Annotated in this window: 16 protein-coding genes; 6 read left to right on the forward strand and 10 right to left on the reverse strand. The window is 63.2% G+C overall.

Annotated features, from left to right (window positions below; translation table 11 throughout):
* Positions 1–15: 15 nt before the first annotated feature.
* Entirely contained in the window at positions 16–1,290 is a 1,275-nt protein-coding gene (locus tag NKH95_RS30955; RefSeq protein WP_352894254.1) for a cysteine desulfurase-like protein, read from the forward strand.
* A gap of 33 nt (positions 1,291–1,323) precedes the next feature.
* Here the strand turns inward: NKH95_RS30955 and NKH95_RS30960 are convergent, their stop codons facing one another.
* The 5 genes from NKH95_RS30960 to NKH95_RS30980 form a co-directional block, all read right to left on the reverse strand.
* Complete coding sequence (locus NKH95_RS30960; protein ID WP_023811483.1) at positions 1,324–2,154, reverse strand: dipeptide ABC transporter ATP-binding protein; 831 nt, start codon at positions 2,152–2,154, stop codon at positions 1,324–1,326.
* Positions 2,154–3,008, reverse strand: a complete 855-nt coding sequence (locus tag NKH95_RS30965; RefSeq protein ID WP_023811484.1) for an ABC transporter ATP-binding protein — start codon at positions 3,006–3,008, stop codon at positions 2,154–2,156. Before NKH95_RS30965 ends, NKH95_RS30960 begins: the two co-directional genes overlap by 1 nt.
* A 2-nt stretch (positions 3,009–3,010) precedes the next feature.
* Positions 3,011–3,865, reverse strand: coding sequence for an ABC transporter permease subunit (locus tag NKH95_RS30970; protein WP_224618710.1), 855 nt, complete (start codon positions 3,863–3,865; stop codon positions 3,011–3,013).
* Positions 3,866–3,935: 70 nt separating this feature from the next.
* Positions 3,936–4,943 carry an ABC transporter permease subunit gene (locus NKH95_RS30975; RefSeq protein ID WP_023811485.1) on the reverse strand — a complete coding sequence of 336 codons (1,008 nt, stop codon included), beginning with the start codon at positions 4,941–4,943 and terminating at the stop codon, positions 3,936–3,938.
* Between the two features lie 50 nt (positions 4,944–4,993).
* Positions 4,994–6,586, reverse strand: coding sequence for an ABC transporter substrate-binding protein (locus NKH95_RS30980; RefSeq protein WP_023811486.1), 1,593 nt, complete (start codon positions 6,584–6,586; stop codon positions 4,994–4,996).
* A gap of 454 nt (positions 6,587–7,040) precedes the next feature.
* Here NKH95_RS30980 and NKH95_RS30985 point away from each other — a divergent pair, with 454 nt between their 5' ends.
* Both NKH95_RS30985 and NKH95_RS30990 read left to right on the forward strand, forming a co-directional pair.
* The gene (locus tag NKH95_RS30985; RefSeq protein ID WP_352894257.1) at positions 7,041–9,047 is read left to right on the forward strand and encodes a long-chain fatty acid--CoA ligase; all 2,007 of its coding nucleotides are present in this window, start codon (positions 7,041–7,043) and stop codon (positions 9,045–9,047) included.
* Complete coding sequence (locus NKH95_RS30990) at positions 9,044–9,772, forward strand: class I SAM-dependent methyltransferase (protein ID WP_352894259.1); 729 nt, start codon at positions 9,044–9,046, stop codon at positions 9,770–9,772. The genes NKH95_RS30985 and NKH95_RS30990 overlap by 4 nt, the downstream gene beginning before the upstream one ends.
* Before the next feature lie 26 nt (positions 9,773–9,798).
* Here the strand turns inward: NKH95_RS30990 and NKH95_RS30995 are convergent, their stop codons facing one another.
* Complete coding sequence (locus tag NKH95_RS30995) at positions 9,799–10,521, reverse strand: HAD family hydrolase (RefSeq protein WP_128304850.1); 723 nt, start codon at positions 10,519–10,521, stop codon at positions 9,799–9,801.
* Positions 10,522–10,526: 5 nt separating this feature from the next.
* Positions 10,527–12,176, reverse strand: a complete 1,650-nt coding sequence (gene pgi, locus NKH95_RS31000; RefSeq protein WP_502895394.1) for a glucose-6-phosphate isomerase — start codon at positions 12,174–12,176, stop codon at positions 10,527–10,529.
* A 270-nt stretch (positions 12,177–12,446) separates the two neighbouring features.
* Between pgi and pdxR the strand changes: the two genes are divergently transcribed.
* The 3 genes from pdxR (at position 12,447) to NKH95_RS31015 (ending at position 17,017) form a co-directional block, all read left to right on the forward strand.
* Positions 12,447–13,940 (forward strand): MocR-like pyridoxine biosynthesis transcription factor PdxR, encoded by a 1,494-nt coding sequence (gene pdxR, locus NKH95_RS31005; protein ID WP_352894264.1) that lies wholly within the window; start codon positions 12,447–12,449, stop codon positions 13,938–13,940.
* Positions 13,941–14,130: 190 nt separating this feature from the next.
* Positions 14,131–15,723 (forward strand): trimethylamine methyltransferase family protein, encoded by a 1,593-nt coding sequence (locus NKH95_RS31010; RefSeq protein ID WP_352894267.1) that lies wholly within the window; start codon positions 14,131–14,133, stop codon positions 15,721–15,723.
* Between the two features lie 64 nt (positions 15,724–15,787).
* On the forward strand, positions 15,788–17,017 hold the full coding sequence (locus NKH95_RS31015; protein WP_352894268.1) for an aromatic ring-hydroxylating oxygenase subunit alpha: 1,230 nt from the start codon (positions 15,788–15,790) through the stop codon (positions 17,015–17,017).
* A gap of 46 nt (positions 17,018–17,063) precedes the next feature.
* On the opposite strand, the gene NKH95_RS31020 is transcribed toward NKH95_RS31015, so the two are convergent.
* The 3 genes from NKH95_RS31020 to NKH95_RS31030 form a co-directional block, all read right to left on the reverse strand.
* Positions 17,064–17,462 (reverse strand): hypothetical protein, encoded by a 399-nt coding sequence (locus NKH95_RS31020; RefSeq protein ID WP_128304847.1) that lies wholly within the window; start codon positions 17,460–17,462, stop codon positions 17,064–17,066.
* 63 nt (positions 17,463–17,525) lie between these two features.
* A complete protein-coding gene (gene chrA / locus NKH95_RS31025) occupies positions 17,526–18,914 on the reverse strand; it encodes a chromate efflux transporter (protein ID WP_352439703.1) in 1,389 nt (462 codons plus the stop codon).
* Complete coding sequence (locus NKH95_RS31030) at positions 18,911–19,729, reverse strand: chromate resistance protein ChrB domain-containing protein (protein WP_023811495.1); 819 nt, start codon at positions 19,727–19,729, stop codon at positions 18,911–18,913. Before NKH95_RS31030 ends, chrA begins: the two co-directional genes overlap by 4 nt.
* Positions 19,730–19,760: the final 31 nt, after the last annotated feature.

Raw genomic sequence — 19,760 nt, forward strand, 5'->3', positions numbered from 1 at the left:
TGCAGGAGCCTACCCGTGAACAAGCATCAAACCGACAATGCAAACGCCACCGCGTTCCCCGTCGACGCCATCCGCGCCATGTTTCCAGCCTTGCAGCGGGCTGGCGACTTCATCTTTTTGGACAACGCCGCCGGCGCGCAGATCCCGCAAAGCGTGCTCGACGCGGTGACCAACCATCTGGTTTCGCACAATGTGCAGCGCGGCGGCCGCTATGGCCGCAGCGTCACCGTCGACCAGTCGGTCGCCGATGCTCGGACAAGCGTAGCGCTGCTCATCAACGCCTATAGCCCGGCGGAAATCTGCTTCGGCATGAACGCCACCTCGTTCATCCGCCTGGTCAGCCTCGGTATCGGTCAGATGCTTCAGGAGCGTGACGAGATCATCATCACCGACATGGACCACGACGCCAACATCGCGACCTGGCTGGCGCTGGAATCCGCCGGTGCGAAATTCAAATGGTGGCGGATGCGCGAGGACGGTAATCTGCATGTCGACGATCTGCGCCCGCTGGTTTCCGACCGCACCCGTCTCGTCGCCTGCACGGTCACCGCGCACTCGATCGGCTCGATCGTCGATGTCGCCGCGGTGGCCAAGATCGCGCACGCGGCCGGCGCCGAAGTGTTCCTCGACTGCGTGCATTACGGACCGCACGGGCTGATCGACGTGCAGGCCTGGGACTGCGACTATCTCGTCTGCTCCGGCTACAAGAATTTCTCGCCGCATATGGGCTTCCTCTGGGGTCGTTTCGAAACGCTGAAACGGCTGCCGACCTTCCGCGAGGATTTCATCCCCAACGAGCCGCCCTACAAGGTCGAGGCAGGCACGTTCATCTACGAGAACGTCTCCGGCATGGATGCCGCCGTGCAGTACCTGGAACTGATCGGCCGCAATCTCGCACCCTCCAACAACCGCTCGCGGCGCGACAACATCGTTGCCGGCATGGGCGCCATCCGCGACTACGAATTGGTGCTGGCGCGCGAGATGCTTGCGGTGCTGAAAGGTTGCGGCGCGACCATCTATGGCGTCGCAGACGAGGCCCGCATCACCGAACGCGTGCCGACGTTCTGCTTCAACATCGGCACACTGTCGCCGCAGCGGATCGTCGAAGAGATGGCCGAGATGCAGATCGGCATCCGCGACGGCCACATGTATGCGCCGCGGCTGATGAAGCGCCTCAACCTATCGATGGACAGCGGCGCCATCCGCGCCTCACTGGTCCACTACAACACAGTCGAGGAAGTCCGGCGCTTCGGCGAAGCGCTACGCAGCATCATCGCCAAGCTGTCCTGAGCGAGCTGAATGCTACGGCCTGACGCCGCGGCGTCAGGCGGCTTTCTTCTTCGCTAGCCTCGCCTTGATCGAGGCGACGTCGGCGCGCGGGGTCGCCGCGAACAGCGTCCTGGTGTAGCTGTGCTTGGGGTCGGCGAAGACCTCGTCGCGCGAGCCGTATTCGACCGCTTCGCCGAAATACATCACCATCACATCGTCGGCGATGTAGCGCACCACGGACAGATCGTGGCTGATGAAGACATAGGTCAGCTGGAACTCGTCCTGCAGGTCGGCGAGCAGGTTGAGCACCTGTGCCTGCACGGAAAGATCGAGCGCCGAGACCGGCTCGTCCAGCACCAGCAGGCTTGGGTTGAGCATCAGCGCACGGGCAATGGCAATGCGCTGGCGCTGGCCGCCCGAGAACATGTGCGGGTAGCGGTTGTAGTGCTCGTGACCGAGGCCGACCTTCTTCAGCATCTTCATCGCCAGGTCGCGCCGCTCGGCCGCCGGCTTGTCGGTGTTGATCAGCAGGGGCTCGCCCAGCACGTCGCCGATCTTCTGGCGCGGATTGAGCGATCCATAGGGGTTCTGGAAGACGATCTGCACCTTGCGGCGCATCTCTTTGGTCAATCCGCCCTTGGCGATGTCGACCTTGTTGCCGTCGATGAACAGGTCGCCTGACGTCGCCGGATCGATCAGCGTGATGATGCGGGCGAGCGTGGACTTGCCGCAGCCGCTTTCGCCGACGATGGCCAGCGTCTTGCCCTTGTCGACCTTGAACGAGACGCCCTTGACCGCGTGCACTGTGCGCGGCCCGGTGAACAGGCCACCACCGATATGGTAGTCGCGGACGATGTTCTTGCCTTCGAGGACCGTGGTGCTCATCAGGCGGCTCCAACTGCCGAAGGCGCCGGCTCGAACATCATGTCGGAAACGGTAGGCAGCCGGTCGCCGACGGCGTTCTCCGGCAGCGCCGACAAAAGCGCCCGCGTGTAATTGCTCTTCGGCGATTCAAACAGCGACAGCACGTCGGCCTCTTCCATCTTGCGGCCCTTGTACTGGACGATGACACGGTCGGCGGTCTCGGCCACCACGCCCATATTGTGGGTGATCATGATCAGGCCCATACCGTATTTGGCCTGCAGCGAAACCAGCAGATCGAGGATCTGCTTCTGGATGGTGACGTCGAGCGCCGTCGTCGGCTCGTCGGCGATCAGCAGCTTCGGATTGCAGGCGATGGCGATGGCGATCATGACGCGCTGGCATTGGCCGCCCGACATCTGGTGCGGAAACGAGCTAAGCCGTTCTTCCGGATCGGCGATGCCGACCAGCTTCATCAACTCGATGGCCCGCGCGCGCCGCTGAGCGCGATCCATACCCATATGGAAGCGCAGCACCTCCTCGATCTGGAAGCCGACGGTGAAGCACGGATTGAGGCTGGCGATCGGCTCCTGGAAGATCATCGAGATGTCCTTGCCGACGATCTTGCGGCGTTCGGACGGGCTGAGCTTCAGGAGATCGACGCCGTCGAAGGCCATGCGGTCTGCCTTGACGGTTGCGGTGTTGGGCAACAGGCCCATTACCGCGAGCATCGCCACAGACTTGCCGGAACCGGACTCGCCGACGATCGCCAGCACTTCGCGCGGCTCGATCGAGAGGTCGATGCCTTGCACGGCCATGAACGGTCCGGCCGCGGTGTCGAAGGAAACGGTGAGGTTCTTGATCTCGAGCAGAGGCATGCTCACGACCTCTTCAGCTTGGGGTCGAGCGCGTCGCGCAGGCCGTCGCCGATCAGGTTGATGGCGAAGACGGTGATCAGGATGGCGAGACCCGGGAAAGTAACCACCCACCAGGCACGCAGGATGAACTCGCGCGCCTCGGCCAGCATGGTGCCCCACTCCGGCGTCGGCGGCTGCGCGCCCATGCCGAGGAAGCCAAGGGCCGCCGCCTCGAGGATGGCGTTGGAGAAGGACAGCGTCGCCTGCACGATCAACGGCGCGATGCAGTTGGGCAGGATGGTGACCAGCATCAGCCTGAGATGACTGGCGCCGGCGACCTTGGCGGAGACGACATATTCGCGGGTCTTCTCGGCCATCACGGCGGCGCGGGTGAGCCGGGCGAAATGCGGCTGCAGCACGAAGGCGATGGCGATCATGGCGTTGACGAGGCCGGGGCCAAGCACCGCGACCAGCACCAGGGCCAATAGCAGCGACGGGAAGGCCAGGATGATGTCCATGATGCGCATGATCAGCGTGTCGACCCAGCCGCGGCAGTAGCCGGCGAGTAGGCCGAGAATGACGCCTGAAATCAGCGCTGACGTGACGACGACGAAGCCGATGGCGAGCGAGAACCGCGAGCCGTAGATCAGGCGCGACAGCATATCGCGGCCGACAGCGTCGGTGCCGAGCAGGAACTGCGCGTTGCCGCCCTCCTGCCAGGCCGGCGGCGTCAGGAAGAAGTCGCGGAACTGATCGTCCGGCGAATGCGGCGCCAGCAGCGGCGCGAAGATGGCGATCAGGATCAGCAGCGCAAAGACGAAGAGCCCGATCACCGCGCCCTTGTTGACGGAGAAGTAGTGCCAGAACTCGCCGAACATCTGCAGCCTGGCATCCTGCGGCTTGACGACGGTCGCGGCTTCGATGGTGGCTGGGCCTTCATTGCTCATGTCAGTTGGCCCGGATGCGTGGGTTGATGACCGCGTAGAGCACGTCGACGATGAGGTTGACCGACATGACGATCAGCGCGATCAAAAGCAAGCCGCCCTGCACGGTGAAATAGTCGCGCTTGGAGATGGCATCGATCATCCATTTGCCGATGCCGGGCCAGGAGAAGATGCTCTCGGTCAGGATGGCGCCGGTCAAAAGCGTGCCGACCTGCAGACCGATGGTGGTGACGACCGGGATCAGCGCGTTGCGGAAGGCATGCAGGCCGATGACGCGGCGCGGCGCCAGGCCCTTGGCGCGCGCGGTGCGGACATAGTCCTCACCCAGCACTTCGAGCATCGCCGAGCGTGTCTGCCTGGCGATGACTGCGAGCGGGATAGTGCCGAGCACGATGGTCGGCAAGATCAGGTGCGACAGCGCCGAGCGGAATGCGCCCTTCTGCCCCGAGATCAGCGAATCGATGGTCATGAAGCCGGTCACCGGCTTGAAGAAATAGAGAAGGTCGATGCGGCCGGAAACCGGCGTCCAGTGCAGCGTGCCGGAGAAGACGATGATCAGCAGCAGGCCCCACCAGAAGATCGGCATGGAATAGCCCGCCAGCGCCGTGCCCATCGTCAGCTGATCGAACCAGGAGCCGCGGCGGATGGCGGCGAAGATGCCGGCGGCGACACCCAGGACAACGGCAAAGATCATGGCGAAGATGGCGAGTTCGACCGTTGCCGGGAAGCGCACCAGGAAATCCTTGAGCACCGGCGTCTTGGTTGAAAACGAGGTGCCGAAATCGCCGCTCAGGACATTCGTCAGATAGGTCAGGTATTGTTGCCAAATCGGCAGATCGAAACCGAACTGGTGCATCAGCGCCGTGTGGCGTTCGGGCGACAGGCCGCGTTCGCCCGCAAGCACCAGCACCGGATCACCGGGCAGGATGCGCACGAAGCCAAAGGCGAGGATGGTTATCCCGATGAAGGTCGGGATGATGAGGGCGAGCTTGCCGAGGATATAACGCAGCATGGCGGGCGAGTGGGGGCGTCACCACATGGTGGCGCCCCCGTTTCGCAACCTTATTCGGCGATATCGACGCCGTCGAAGCGGTGGATACCGAGCGGATCCATCGCAAAGCCGGTGACGGTCTTCTGCATCGGCATGAACACCTTGGAGTGAGCGAGCGTCGCCCAGGGTGCCTGTTCCTTGAAGATGACCTGTGCCTGTTCATAGAGCTTGGTGCGCTCGGCCTGGTCCGAAACGGTCTTAGCCTTGTTGATGAGCGCATCGAAGTCCTTGTTGCACCATTCCGCGCGGTTGTTCGAACCGACGGAAGCGCAGCTCAGGAGCACGCCGAGGAAGTTGTCCGGATCGCCATTGTCGCCGGTCCAGCCGACGATGACGGCGCCGTCGTGATCGACCGCGGAAGCGCGCTTAAGGTATTCACCCCAATCGTAGCTGACGATCTCGACGGTGACGCCGACCTTGGCGAAGTCCGCCTGGATCAGCTCGGCGGTGCGACGCGCATTCGGCATGTAGGGGCGCGACACCGGCATGGCCCAGACGTTCATCTTGAGGTCCTTGACGCCGGCTTCTTCAAGCAGCTTCTTGGCTGCATCCGGATCGTAAGGATCGTCCTTCACTTCCTTGTTGTAGGACCACATGGTCGGCGGGATCGGATTGATCGCCACCTGGCCGGCGCCCTGGAAGACGGCATCGATGATGGCCTTCTTGTTGATGGCCATGTTGAGCGCCTTGCGAACGCGCACGTCGTCGAACGGCTTCTGCTGGGTGTTGTACATCAGCGCGCCGACATTGAGGCCTTCCTGCTCCTCGACCTTCAGGTTCGCATCGGCCTGCAGGCCGGCGATGTCGGCCGGTGCCGGGTACGACATGATGTTGCATTCGCCGGCCTTGAGCTTCTGCGCGCGCACCGCCGGATCGGTGGTGATGGCGAAGACCAGATCGTCGATCTTCTGCTTGCCGCCCCAATAGTCCGGGTTGGCCTTGTAGCGGATGGCGGCGTCGGTCTGGTAGTCGACGAAGATGAACGGGCCGGTGCCGATCGGCTTCTGGTTGAACAGCTCAGGCGTCTTGTCGGCCTGCAGCTTGTCGGCGTATTCCTTGGAGACGACCGAGGCGAAATCCATGCCCAGCGTCGGAATGAAGGTGATCGCCGGCTCCTTGAGGGTGAACTTCACCGTCAGGTCATCGACCTTCTCGACCTTGGTAATGTTGTCGCCGAACTGGTCATTGTAATACTGGTAGGCAATGCCCGGAATGTACTGGAACCAGGGGCCGTTCTTGTCGACCTGGCGTTCGAACGAGAACACCACGTCGTCGGCGTTGAAGTCGCGCGTCGGGGTGAAATAGTCGGTTGCGGCGAACTTGACGCCCTTGCGCAGCTTGAAGACATATTCCTTGCCATCGTCGGAGATCGTCCAGCTCTCGGCCAGGCCCGGCGAGGTCGTCGTCTTGCCGTGATCGAATTCGACAAGGCGGTTGAAGACGGTGCGCGATGACGCGTCGAACGTCTGGCCTGCGGTATACGGCGCCGGATCGAAACCTTCCGGCGAAGCTTCCGCGCAGTAGACCAGAGTTTTCGCATTGGCCATGCCGCTCAGGACGCTTGCAGCCAGCAACGCGGCTGCAAAAGTCAGCTTCTTATTCATTGAGCACTCCCTGATGTTCTTCCAAGCCCCTCTATCAGGCTCGCGAAGCGCGCATATAAGCACCGTTTTTCCGGCTTTGGAACACCCCGTTTGCTTACCCCGCGGGAAGCAGGAAAAAAATCCGCTATTTTGCCAAATTGCAGAAAAAATTAGCAGTTTTTTCCATTCACGAGATTATTAACAACCGAATTTTTTTATTGATCGCCAAGCTGACGATATAAATGTTCCCGGCGCTTCCGAGCGGCCGAGGGATACGCCAGGACACCGCCTGGGAGCGCTGGCGGCGGCAAAGACTTTCGACGGCAAATCTTTCGCCATGTTGCCGCAAGGGCAAGACTTGCACGGTCACCAACGGAGGCAATACATAGGGTGTAGCGGCCGCAGCGGAGGGCGTCCTTGTCAATTCAGGGGCGAGCGCGGCGCGGATGAACAAGACTTGTCCAGGGAGGAACGGTTGGCAAAAGCATCAAGGACGACGGCGCCGGTGAAAGCGGGAGCCAAGGCGCCGTCGAAAGCAGCCGGTACTGCCAAGCCGAAAGCACCCGTTTCCAAAGCCGCCACGCCGAAGGCGGCCGCGGCGCCCGTAAGGGCAAGCACAAGGCCAGTGGTGAAAGCCCCGGCCAAGGCTGCGGCCGGAAAGACGGCGTCGGGAAATAAAGCGGGGGCGGCAAAGCCCGCTGCCAGGCCGGCGTCGAAAGCCGCCGCGGCGATGAAGACCCCACCGGCGGCAAGGCCGGCCGACGCCACCGCCAACCGATTGCCGAAAACGCTGACGGCGCTGGCCGCCGGCTTGCCGGAAAAGCCGTGGCTCAAGAGCTATCCGAAAAACGTGCAGGCCGAGATCGGCGCCCTGCCCTACAGCTCGATCGGCGATTTCCTCGTCGCCGCCTGCAAGCAGTTTTCCGCGCAGCCGGCCTTCACCTGCATGGACAAGTCCATCAGCTACACCGATGTCGAGCGGCTGTCGGCGGCCTTCGGCGCCTACCTGCAATCGAAAGGCCTGCGGAAAGGCGCGCGCGTCGCGCTGATGATGCCGAACGTGCTGCAATATCCGGTGGCGATGATGGCGATCTTGCGAGCGGGTTATGTGGTGGTGAACATCAATCCGCTCTACACGCCGCGCGAGCTCGAACACCAGTTGAAGGATTCCGGTGCGCAAGCCATCGTCATCCTGGAGAACTTCGCCAACACCCTGCAGGCGGTGATCGCCAGGACCACGGTCAAGCATGTGGTGGTCGCCGCGATGGGCGACATGCTTGGCGGCCTGAAGGGCACGATCGTCAATTTCGTCGTGCGCCGCGTGAAGAAGATGGTGCCGGCATGGTCCTTGCCCGGCCATGTCAAGTTCAATGCCGCCATGAAGGCCGGCGCCGGCATGGGCTTCAAGCCGGCCAAGGTGGAAGCCGACGATGTCGCCTTCCTGCAATATACGGGCGGCACCACGGGCGTGTCGAAGGGCGCCACACTGCTGCACAGAAACGTGCTCGCCAACGTTGCGCAGAACGCGCAGTGGATGGAGGATGCCTACACGATCAAGCCGAAACCGGCGCACCCCAACTTCATCTGCGCGCTGCCGCTCTATCATATTTTCGCGCTGACCGTGAACGCGCTGATGGGCATGCAGCAAGGCGCCCGCAATGTGCTCATTCCCAACCCGCGCGACATTCCCGGCTTCGTCAAGGAATTGCAGAAATATCCGGTGCACATCTTTCCCGGCCTCAACACGCTTTTCAACGCGCTGCTCAACAATGAGGATTTCCGCAAGCTCGACTTCAAGCCGCTGGTGCTGACGCTGGGCGGCGGCATGGCGGTGCAGAAGGGCGTCGCCGAACGCTGGAAGATGCTGACCGGTTGTTCGGTCACCGAAGGCTACGGCCTCTCGGAAACCTCGCCGGTGGCCACCGCCAACAAGTTCACCGCCGGCGACTTCACCGGCACCATCGGCTTGCCGCTGCCCTCGACCGAGATCGCCATCCGCGACGACGACGGCAACAATTTGCCGCTCGGCGAGGTCGGCGAGGTCTGCATCCGAGGACCGCAAGTGATGGCGGGCTACTGGAACCGGCCCGATGAGACCGCCAAGGTGATGACCAAGGATGGCTACTTCAAATCCGGCGACATGGGCTTCATGGACGAGCGCGGCTACACCAAGATCGTCGACCGCAAGAAGGACATGATCCTGGTTTCGGGCTTCAATGTCTATCCGAACGAGCTCGAGGAAGTCGTGGCGATGCATCCGGGCGTGCTCGAAGTGGCGGCGGTCGGCGTGCCGGACGAGCATTCGGGCGAGGTGCCGAAACTGTTCGTGGTCAAGAAGGATCCGGCGCTGACCGCGGAGACGCTCACCGCCTTCTGCCGCGAGAACCTGACCGGCTACAAGCGGCCCAAATACATAGAATTCAGGACCGAGTTGCCGAAGACGCCGGTCGGCAAGATCCTGCGGCGAGCACTGCGCGAATGATTGCAGCCGGCGGCGCGGATGCCGTAAATGCACCTTGCCGTCCTGACCCGGCAGAATTCATCAGAACGAACATGCGCCTCGCCCCGGTGCCGTCGGTGCCTGACATCCAGCTTTATACACCGCATCCGGCCAGTGGCCTGAGACGGCTCATAGATCCGCACCAAAGCGCTGGCGACGATGACGACACGATCGAGGCTGACAACGATGGACCCGAGCCGCAGCCGCCTTACTGGGCTTATGTGTGGGCCGGCGGCGCGGTGATTGCGCGCCACATACTGGATCATCCGCAAACGGTAGCCGGCCGCCGCGTGCTCGACCTCGGCGCCGGTTCGGGTCTTGTCGGCATTGCCGCCGCCAAGGCTGGGGCACGCGAAGTCATCGCCGCAGAGATCGACCGCAACGGCGTTGCCGCGCTCGCTCTAAACGCGGCGGCCAACGGTGTCGCCATCACCGTGATCGGAGACGACATCACCAGGGGTCCGCCGCCGGCCGTCGACCTCGTGCTTGCAGGCGATGTCTTCTACAGCCAAGGCGTCGCCGACCGCGTCATGCCTTTTTTCGAACGCTGCCTGAATGCCGGCATCGAGGTCCTGGTCGGCGATCCTAGCCGCGCCTATCTGCCACGATCACGGCTGCGCCTGCTCGCCGAACATAAGGTGCCGGATTTCGGCCAGGCGAAAGACAGCGCGCTCCAGCCAAGCGGCGTCTTTCGCTTCGAAGGCTGACGAGGCGGCCGCGTCTACCGACGGGATCAGATCGTCTCCTTGACCCGCGCCGAGAGAAAATCCGGCAGATCGGCAACGGAATCCAGGATGGCGTCGGCAATGCCGGCCAGCGATTCGCGGGTTCCGGTGCCGGAGAGCACGCCGACCGCCAGCCCGCAGCCGCCGGCACGCGCCATTTCGAGGTCGTGGCGGTTGTCGCCGACCATGGCGATTTCCGCCGGCCTGAGGCCGGTGAGATCGCTGAAGGCCAGGATCGTGTCGGGCGCCGGCTTCGGATTGGCCACCGCGTCGTAGCCATAGGCCGCGTCGAACAATTGGGCGACGCCGAGCGTGACAAGCGTCTTTTCCGCGCCGCTGGTCGAATCGTTGGTGGCGACGCCAAGCCGGTAGGACTTCCTGTGCAGTGCCGTCAGCGTGTCGACGATGCCCGGCAGCGCCACGGCCATCGCCGAGCCTTGCACCGAGGTGATCTCGTTGAAGCGGGCGACCGCCAGCATCTGATCCTCGTTGGAGAGGCGCGGAAACCACAATTCGACGACGTCGAGATTGGTGCCGGAGGCAAATATCGAGTCAGGCTTAAAGCGCTTGTTGGCGAAATCGAAGCCGGCGGCGGCCAGCAGCCTGTCGGCTTTCCAGCGATCGCCTTCGGACGCATCCATGGCCATGAAGTCGGCAACGCCGAGCCAGGTGGCGTTGAAGTCGACAAGCGTGCCGTCCTTGTCGAACAATATTCCCTTGATGTCTGCCAAGCTTTTCACTCCGAGCCACGCAAATGGTGGATGAATCCCACAAGGCCTGCGGTCGATGCGTCCCGCTTGGCGGCACTTTCCTTGCCCTCCACGACAGGCAGAAGGCCGGTGGCCAGTTCCTTGCCGAGTTCGACGCCCCACTGGTCGAACGAGTTGATGTTGAACAGCGTGCCCTCGACGAAGACGCGGTGCTCGTAGAGCGCGATCAGCCGGCCGAAGGTGCGCGGGTCGAGTTTGCGGTAAAGGATGGTCACCGAGGGGCGATTGCCGGAGAAGACGCGGTGCGGGGCTATCTTGTCGACCTCGGCCGGCTTCATGCCCTTGGCCAGCATCTGGGCGCGGGCTTCGTCCAGCGTGCGGCCCTTCATCAGCGCTTCCGACTGCGCCAGGCAGTTGGCGAGCAGCAGATCGTGCTGGTGCTTGAGATCGGGCTCGTGGCCGACGGCCGCGGCGAGGAACTCGACCGGGATGAAATCGGTGCCCTGGTGCAGCAGCTGGAAGAAGGCATGCTGGCCGTTGGTGCCGGGTTCGCCCCAGACAAGCGGTCCGGTCGGCGTCGTTGCCGCCGTGCCTTCGAGGGTGACGCTCTTGCCGTTCGATTCCATGTCGAGCTGCTGCAGATAGGCGGGCAATCTGGACAGGCGCTGGTCGTAAGGGATGACGGCGCGCGCCGGGTAACCGCAGATGACGCGATGCCACCAGCCGACCAGCCCCAGCAGCGCCGGCAGGTTCTCCTGCACCGGTGCGGTACGGAAATGCTCGTCCATCCCATGCGCGCCATCGAGGAAGGCGCGAAAATTCCGCGGGCCGACAGCGATCATCACCGGCAGGCCGATGGCGCCCCAGAGCGAATAGCGGCCGCCGACCCAATCCCAGAAGCCGAAGACGCGATCGGGCGCGATGCCGAACTTGGCGACCAGATCGAGCGCAGTGGACACGGCGGCGAAGTGCTTGCCGACCGCTTCCTTGCCGAGCGCCTTCTGCACCCAGTCGCGCGCCGTCTGCGCATTGGTCATCGTCTCGACGGTGGTGAAGGTCTTGGAAGCGATGATGAAAAGCGTGGTCTCGGCGGACAGCCCCTTCAGCGTGTCGTGGATATGGGCGCCGTCGATGTTGGAAACGTAATGCGCGCGCGGCCCGTCATGATAGGGCGCCAGCGCCAGCGTCGCCATGGCCGGGCCGAGATCGGAACCGCCGATGCCGATGTTGACGATGTCGGTGATCTTCTTGCCGGTGGCGCCGGCCGCCTTGCCGGAGCGCACGGCATCGGCAAAGGCGCCCATGGCGTCGAGCACGGCGATGACGTCAGCCTTGACATCCTGGCCATCGACGGTGACGCCCTTGCCGGTCAGGTTGCGCAGCGCCGTGTGCAGCACGGCACGGTCCTCGGTGACGTTGATCTTCTTGCCGGCGAACATGGCGGCGCGACGAGCTTCGAGATCGGCGGCCAGGGCGAGCTTTTCCAGCAGTTCCATGGCGGTCGCATCGACCGCGCATTTCGACCAGTCGAGCAGCAGATCGCCATCGGTGGCGGAGAATTCCACGAACCGCTTGGGATCGGCGGCGAAGGCCTGGCGCATGCTGGCGGGCGCTGCAGCGCGGTGATCGCGCAAGGCGGCGAGCTGTTTTTGAAAGGACGATTGATCCACTGCCAAACTCCGAGACCTCGAGCCATCATTACGGACCGGATGTTTCCGGCGCGTGTCGTCGCGACAATCTATCGGGCCGAACTCCACCCGTTTCAATGCGCAGCGATGACGCACAGAGTCACGCAACTATGCCGCGGCGCAGCATCAAAATGGCGTGAAGGATCACTGGCATAAATCCCAACGATCAGAAAAATTGATTGGCGCAACCCCTTGTGCCACGGTTACGTTCGGCTGGTCCAGCCAAGCGAAAAAGGCTGGCCATCGAGGAAATCTCCCATGCCACAGCGAAACGACACGGCGATATGGTCCGGCCTGTTCCGGATTTCGGCTGAATCCGGCCAAACCCTGCAAGCGCAGATCCGCCAAGCCATCGTGGCCGCCATTCTGGACCGCCAGATCGCCGCTTCGATGCCGCTTCCTTCCTGCCGGATCCTGGCCGAAAAACTTGGCGTGGCGCGCGGAACCGTGGTGCTGGCGTTCCAGCAGCTCGTCGACCAGGGTTTCCTGGTGGCGCGCGAGCGGCGTGGACATTTCGTCAATCCCGATGTGCTGGCGACACCGGCCAAGCCGCACCAGAAGGCGCCCGACCAGGCCAACGAGATCGACTGGAAGGCACGCCGCAAGATCTTCGCCAGCGACATGCCGCCGCCGGCCAAGCACGAGAACTGGATCAAGTCGTCCTACCCCTTCGTCTACGGCCAGTTCGATCCGGCGCTGTTCCCTACCGCCGAATGGCGCGAGTGCAACCGCATGGCGCTGGCGGTGTTGGAAATCCGCAACTGGGCGTCCGACATGGTCGACCGTGACGATCCGCTGCTGATCGAGCAGATCCAGGCGCGGCTCCTGCCCCGGCGCGGCATCTTCGCCAATCCCGACGAGATCATCGTCACGTTGGGCGCCCAGAACGCGCTCTACATGCTGGCGACGCTGCTGATGTCCAAAGGCTCCAAGGTGGCGATGGAGGACCCCGGCTACCCCGACGCCCGCTCGATCTTCCGCCTTGCGGGCGCGGAGATACAGCCGGTGCCGGTCGACCAGTCCGGCATCGTAACCGCTTCTATTCCCAATGATTCCGGCTTCGTCTTCGTCACGCCCAGCCATCATTGCCCGACCATGGTGCCGTTGTCGGCTGAGCGGCGGCAGGATCTTCTGGCGCGAGCCAACCGCTACAACCAGATCATCATCGAGGATGGCTATGACAGCCAGCTTCTCGACGAGGCACCGCAGCAAGCGCTGAAGAGCCTCGATCGCTCCGGCCGCGTGGTCTATGTCGGCTCGATGTCCAAGACGCTGGCTCCCGGCCTGCGGCTCGGCTACATCGTGGCGTCCGCGGGACTGATCGCGGAACTCAGGGCGCTGCGCCGCTTCATGCTGCGTCATCCGCCGGCCAACAATCAGCGCGCCGTCGCGCTGTTCCTGTCGCTCGGCCACCACGAGGCGCTGGTGCGGCGGCTGTCGTCGGCCTTCGACGAACGGCGCAAGCGGCTGGTCCATGCGATTTCCGCCTTCCTGCCGGAATGGCGCTCGACCGATTCGGCCGGCGGCACGTCGCTGTGGCTCGAAGGGCCGCGCGGCACCGATTCGCACGGCCTGGCTGAGGCAGCGGCCTCGCGCAGCGTCATCATCGAGCCAGGCGACCGTTTCTTCGATCGCACTGAAAAGCCTTCGCGTTTCATGCGGCTGGGCATCTCGTCGATCGCACTGCAGCACATCGAGCCAGGCATCCGCGAACTGGCCACGGCCGCCGGACGCAGACCCGCGGCCGCCTGATCCATCGTCGATCTCTCGTAACCGGAGCCGCTCGCAGCGGCTCCGGTATTTTAGTTCTGGCACATGCAACTGGGCCAGCTGGCTCATAGGATGGGCCAGTGCCGGCGGCATAGTCGGCGCCAGGGGAAGAAGCAGGCCGATGGTGGACCAACCGCCACGAGTTCCCTGCCGACGAAGGTGGAGTGCTTCCATGCCAGTGGCTGTCGAACAGCAGGACACGCCGGCGAACCGTCGTCCACAACGCTCCGGTCTTCGCGAAACAACAGGACATGCCATGCGATCATCTCCCCTAGTGGAGGATACCAGACCACAGCACAAGGCCATCGAGGGCGGCGGCTACGGGCCGCTGCGCGGGGATGACCGCGAGCGTATCCACGAGGGCGTGCTGACGCTTCTGGAGACGGTGGGTTTCGCCAACGCCATTCCTTCCTGCATAAAGGTGCTGACCAAGGTGGGGGCGGTCCACGGCGACGATGGCCGTGTCCGCTTTCCGCGCGCGCTCGTGCTCGACACCATCAAGCGGGCGGCACGACATTTCACGCTTCATGGCCAGGACCCCAGGCACGACATGGTAGTCCAGGGCAAGCGCGTGCACTACGGCACGGCAGGCATCGCCGTGCACCTGGTGGATCTGGAGAAGCGCGAGTACCGCGAATCCAAGCTGCAGGATATTTATGATGCCGCCCGCATCGTCGACGGGCTGGACAACATCCATTTCTTCCAGCGGCCGATGGTGGCGCGCGACATCGCCGATCCGCTCGAAATGGATTTCAACACGCTTTATGCCTGTGTGATGGGAACATCGAAGCACGTCGGAACATCCTTCACCGTGCGTGAGAACGTGAAGCCTGCGCTTGAAATGCTGTACGCCATCGCCGGCGGCGAGGAGAATTTCCGCGCCCGGCCATTCGTTTCCAACTCCAACTCATTCGTCGTGCCGCCGATGAAATTCGCCGAGGATGCCTGCGGCGTGCTTGAGGCCTGCGTTGAAGGCGGCATCCCGATCCTGCTGCTGTCGACCGGCCAGTCCGGCACCACGGCACCCGCGGCGATGGCCGGCGCCGTCGTGCAGGCGGTGGCCGAAGTGCTGGCCGGCCTGGTTTATGTCAACGCGCTCAAGCCCGGCCATCCGGCGATCTTCGGCGCCTGGCCGTTCATGTCGGACCTGCGCACCGGCGCCATGGCGGGCGGGTCGGCCGAGCAGTCGGTGGCAACGGCGGCCTGTGCCCAGATGGCGCAATTCTACGACCTGCCCGGCGGCTCCGCCGCCGGCATGACTGATTCGAAATTGCCCGATATTCAGTCCGGCTACGAAAAAGGCATCACCAATGTGATGGCCGGCCTCTCCGGCCTCAACCTCGTCTACGAGGCGGCCGGCATGCATGCCTCGCTGCTCGGCTTCTGCCTGGAGAGCCTGGTCATCGACAACGACATGCTCGGTCATTGCCTGGGCTGCGCGCGTGGCATCGACGTGACCGACGAGGCCCTGTCGATCGACAGCATCGCCGAGGTCTGCCTCAAGGGTCCGGGCCACTATCTCGACAACGAACAAACGCTCAAGCTGATGCAGACCGAGCACTTCTATCCCGCCCTCGGCGATCGTTCCTCGCCGAAGGAATGGAACGAAAAGGGCCGGCCTGATATATTGCTGCGTGCGATCACCGAGAAGAAACGCATTCTTGCCGAACGATTTCCGCGCCATGTGCCAAAACAGGTCGACGACAGATTGCGTGCCCGCTTCGGCAACCTGATCCACCTGCCGCGCACGCAAATGGGCGGCTGACCGGAGACGAGTTCGTGCAGCCATGCAGCCACCACCCAGGATCAACCATCGGGCAGAACGACAAATGAGTGTGCATCCTATCCAGCAAGCCCACACAGACGGCGACACGATCGATCGGCTGGTGGCATCTCATCGGCCAGGTCACGGCCTGGTGCGTGCCTTCTATCATGACCAGGCAATCTTCGAGCGCGACATGGAACGTGTCTTTCGCCGCCACTGGCACTGCCTGGCCCATGCCAGCGTCATCGCGAACCCGGGCGATTTCGAGCTGTTCAAACTGGGCGACGAGGCGGTCATCCTGACACGCGGCATGGATGGCACCGTGCATGCCATGCTCAATGTCTGCCGCCACCGCGGCGCCGAGGTCTGCACCAAGGAAAAGGGCAACGCGAAGATGTTCGTGTGCCCCTACCACGCCTGGAGCTATTCCAATGACGGCTCATTGCGCGCTGCCCGCCTGATGCCGAAGGATTTCGACCGCTCGGCGCACGGGCTGAAGAAGCTTCATGTCCGCGTCGCCTCCGGGCTGGTCTTCATTTCCTTCGCCGAGACGCCGCTCGATTTCGATCCGATCGAACAGTCGCTGCGCACGAGTTGCGGCCAATATGGCTGGGGCGACGCCAAGGTGGCGTATCGTCAGTCCTATCCGCTCGACGCCAACTGGAAGCTCGCCGTCGAGAACTATGTCGAATGCTACCATTGCGGGCCGGCGCATCCTGAATATTCGCAGACGCATGCGCTGGAAAAGCCGGCCGAGATGATCGAGCAACTCAATGCGGCGATGGAGCAGCGCACCTGCGCGCTCGGCATCGAGATCGGCAGCGCCAACCGCTGGCAGAACTCGGCGGCCGGTCAGGAAGCAATCGACACCTTCCGCTACGCGCTCTACGACGGCGTTTCGAGCGGCAGCCAGGACGGCTCTCCGGTGGCCCCGCTGATGGGCCGCTTCACCGACTATGACGGTGGCGTCACCTCCATCCATCTCGGCGGCACGACCTTTCTCGTCTGCTATCCCGATCACGGCATGATCTACCGATTCATCCCGAAAACGGCTGGTACATGCGAGATGGAACTGATCTGGCTGGTGCGCGGCGACGCGGTCGAGGGACAGGACTACGATCTGGAGAAGCTGACCTGGCTGTGGAAGATCACCACAGAAGAGGACAAGAAGATCATCGAGCACACCGCGCGCGGCGTGCGCTCGCACTATTTCGTGCCCGGACCTATCGCGCCTATGGAATACAACGAACTGCGCTACATCGGCTGGTATCTCGAGGAGATCAGCCGGGCCTGAACGGCTCGGCTGCCTTGGGAGAATCAGGCAGATCCTGCCTTTCGCGTCATTCCGCGCTGAGCCCGTATCGGTCGACGACTTCGGGGTTGATGAGCTTGGCATGCAGTGTCATCAGCACGATCTGCGCGTCGAGGCTGTCGCCGGTTTCAAGCGCCGCCTCGATGCGGCGCTCGGCTTCCAGCGTCCGCTCATGGCCATTGGCTTGCTCGAAGGTTTCGGGACCCGCGATGCAATAGCTGCATAATTGTGCCACCGACGCATAGGTACCCCGTGGCGGCTCGTCGGGCCAGCGATCCTTCATGAGATTGACCAGGGTAAGCTTCACGCCCTCCGGCACAAGGGCTGGATGCAGATCCGCGCCGCGCAATGCATCGTCGAGCTGCCTCAAGTCGCCCGAGCGGCCGAACATTCCGAGGAAGCCGAGGGAAGAGCGCCGTCCGGCCATGATGTTTCCTTCCGTTCCAGCCCACTTAGGTGGTGGGCAAGCGAATTACAAAGGCGGTGCTATCTAACCAGCCGCCGCCAGCAAGACCCCTGCAAGGGCGGATAGCGCGAGTGTCGGCAGCATGCCGATCTTCAGCTTCAGGATGGCGATCATGGCGGCACCCGAAAGCAAGGCCGCACGCCAGTCGATCGACGAAAGCACCGGCACATTCATGCCAAGACCCGTCGCATGCACCTCACGGAAGATGACGTGCAAGCCAAACCATAGGGCCAGATTCATAATCACCCCGACAATTGCGGCGGTGATCGCGCCCAGTGCGGCCGACAGTGCCTTGTTGCCGCGCAACGCCTCGATGTAGGGCGCCCCGAGGAATATCCAGAAAAAGCAGGGCGTGAACGTCACCCACAGGGTGAGCAACGCCCCCAGCGATCCGGCAAGCAACGGGTCCAGCGAGCCGGAGTGGCGGAACGCGGCGATGAAGCCGACGAACTGCAGCACCAGGATGAGCGGCCCCGGCGTCGTTTCGGCAAGCCCAAGGCCATCAACCATTTCACCAGGGGCCAGCCAGCCGAAGGACTGGACGGCTGCCTGCGCGACATAGGCAAGCACCGCATAGGCGCCACCGAAGGTGACGACAGCCATGAGACTGAAGAACCGGCCTATCTCGGTCCAGACGCTTGCAGAGCCGGTGAACCACCAGATCAAAAGAACAGGCCCGAGCCAGAGCGGCAGCCAGATGGCGACGGTGCGCGGCGCATGCCATTTGGTCGGTTTGACATGGGCGAGTTCGCCGCGTTCGAACATCAGGTCGACCGCTCCCTTGAAGTCGGCAACATCGTCCTTGCCATGGGCCGAGCCGGAAAACAGGCCGGGAGCAATGCGATCCCCCAGCCATCCCGTCAGGCCGGCGAACAAGACGATGAGCGGAAACGGCACATTCAACGCATAGATGGCGATGAACGCCGCGACCGCGATCGACACCATGACCCGGTTCTTGAGGGCGCGCCGTCCGATCCGGATCACCGCCTCGATGACGATGGCAAGCACCGCCGCCTTCACCCCGAAAAACAGCGCCGCGACGAGTGGCATGTCGCCGTAGAGCATGTAAAGGCTGCTCAAGACGAGCATGACCAGCGCGCCCGGCACGACGAACAGGATGCCGGCGACAAGGCCGCCGATCGTCCTGTGCAGCAGCCAGCCGACATAGATGGCGAGTTGCTGGGCTTCCGGGCCAGGCAGCAACATGCAGTAGTTCAACGCATGCAGGAAGCGCTGTTCACCGATCCAGCGCCGGTCCTCGACCAGCTCCTTGTGCATCAGCGCGATCTGCCCGGCAGGTCCGCCGAAGCTGAGCAATCCGATCCTCGCCCAGACCTTCGTGGCTTCCGCGAAGGTCGGCGCAGCCGGCGGCTCGACGGCCACCGCCTTGTTGTCGGGGACAAGAATGGTCATGACGGCTTACCCGCAGCGGGCCAGTTGTGCGTTTCTTCGGTGGCGTCGCGACACCAGCGGAAGAACGCGTCGTAGAGCAGCATGCCTGCTTCCAGTTGTTCCAGATCGTCGCGGTACATACGCGACAGACCCAGCGAGGCAGCCAGAAAACCGGCCGCCTGGGGCACCAGGTCGAGGCTTGCGGTGTCGGCCGCACGCACGATTGCGGCGAGGCGATCGAGCGCCTCGGATTCCAACCCGAACTCCTCGATCATCGTGTCGAAGGTGCAGCGTTCGCCACGATGGCTCCAGAACACATTGTCGATGTCGAACGGCACGGCCTGAAAGCGGTCGGCAACAGCCAATACTTCAGCGGGCTCGACAAACAGGAACACCGCGTCGGGGTCGAGGAAACGCCGGATCAGCCATGGGCAAGCGATGCGGTCGACCTTCGGGCGCGATCGCGTCACCCAGACGGTGGCGCCCTTTTCATTGCGTGGCGGCATTTTGGCGGTGCGGACCAGAAGTCCCCCGGCATCGCGCCAGGCCTCAAACCCGCTTTCAAGGGATTCGGCTGATATCCCCTCATGGCGCAGCCATGCAACGACGCCTTGCGAGAGCTTTTGCCCCTTCTGGCATACGACGGCCACCGGCTTGCCGGCGAATGCGGCCGCCCAGGTCGAAACGGTTTTGAAATCGCGCCGGCACGAAGCCGGCAACAGGCGCGGGTCGGCGTCGAAATCGTCATCGATGCGAACATCGATAATGACAGGCGCGCCCGGCAGACCGATGAGCCGGGACAGTTGCGATACAGTGATAGCGGTTGTTGACGGCATGGCGTCCACCTCCTGGAAGAGAAGCTTGGAC

The organism is Mesorhizobium sp. M0848, from assembly GCF_040319805.1.
In the GTDB taxonomy this organism is placed as follows: Bacteria; Pseudomonadota; Alphaproteobacteria; order Rhizobiales; family Rhizobiaceae; genus Mesorhizobium.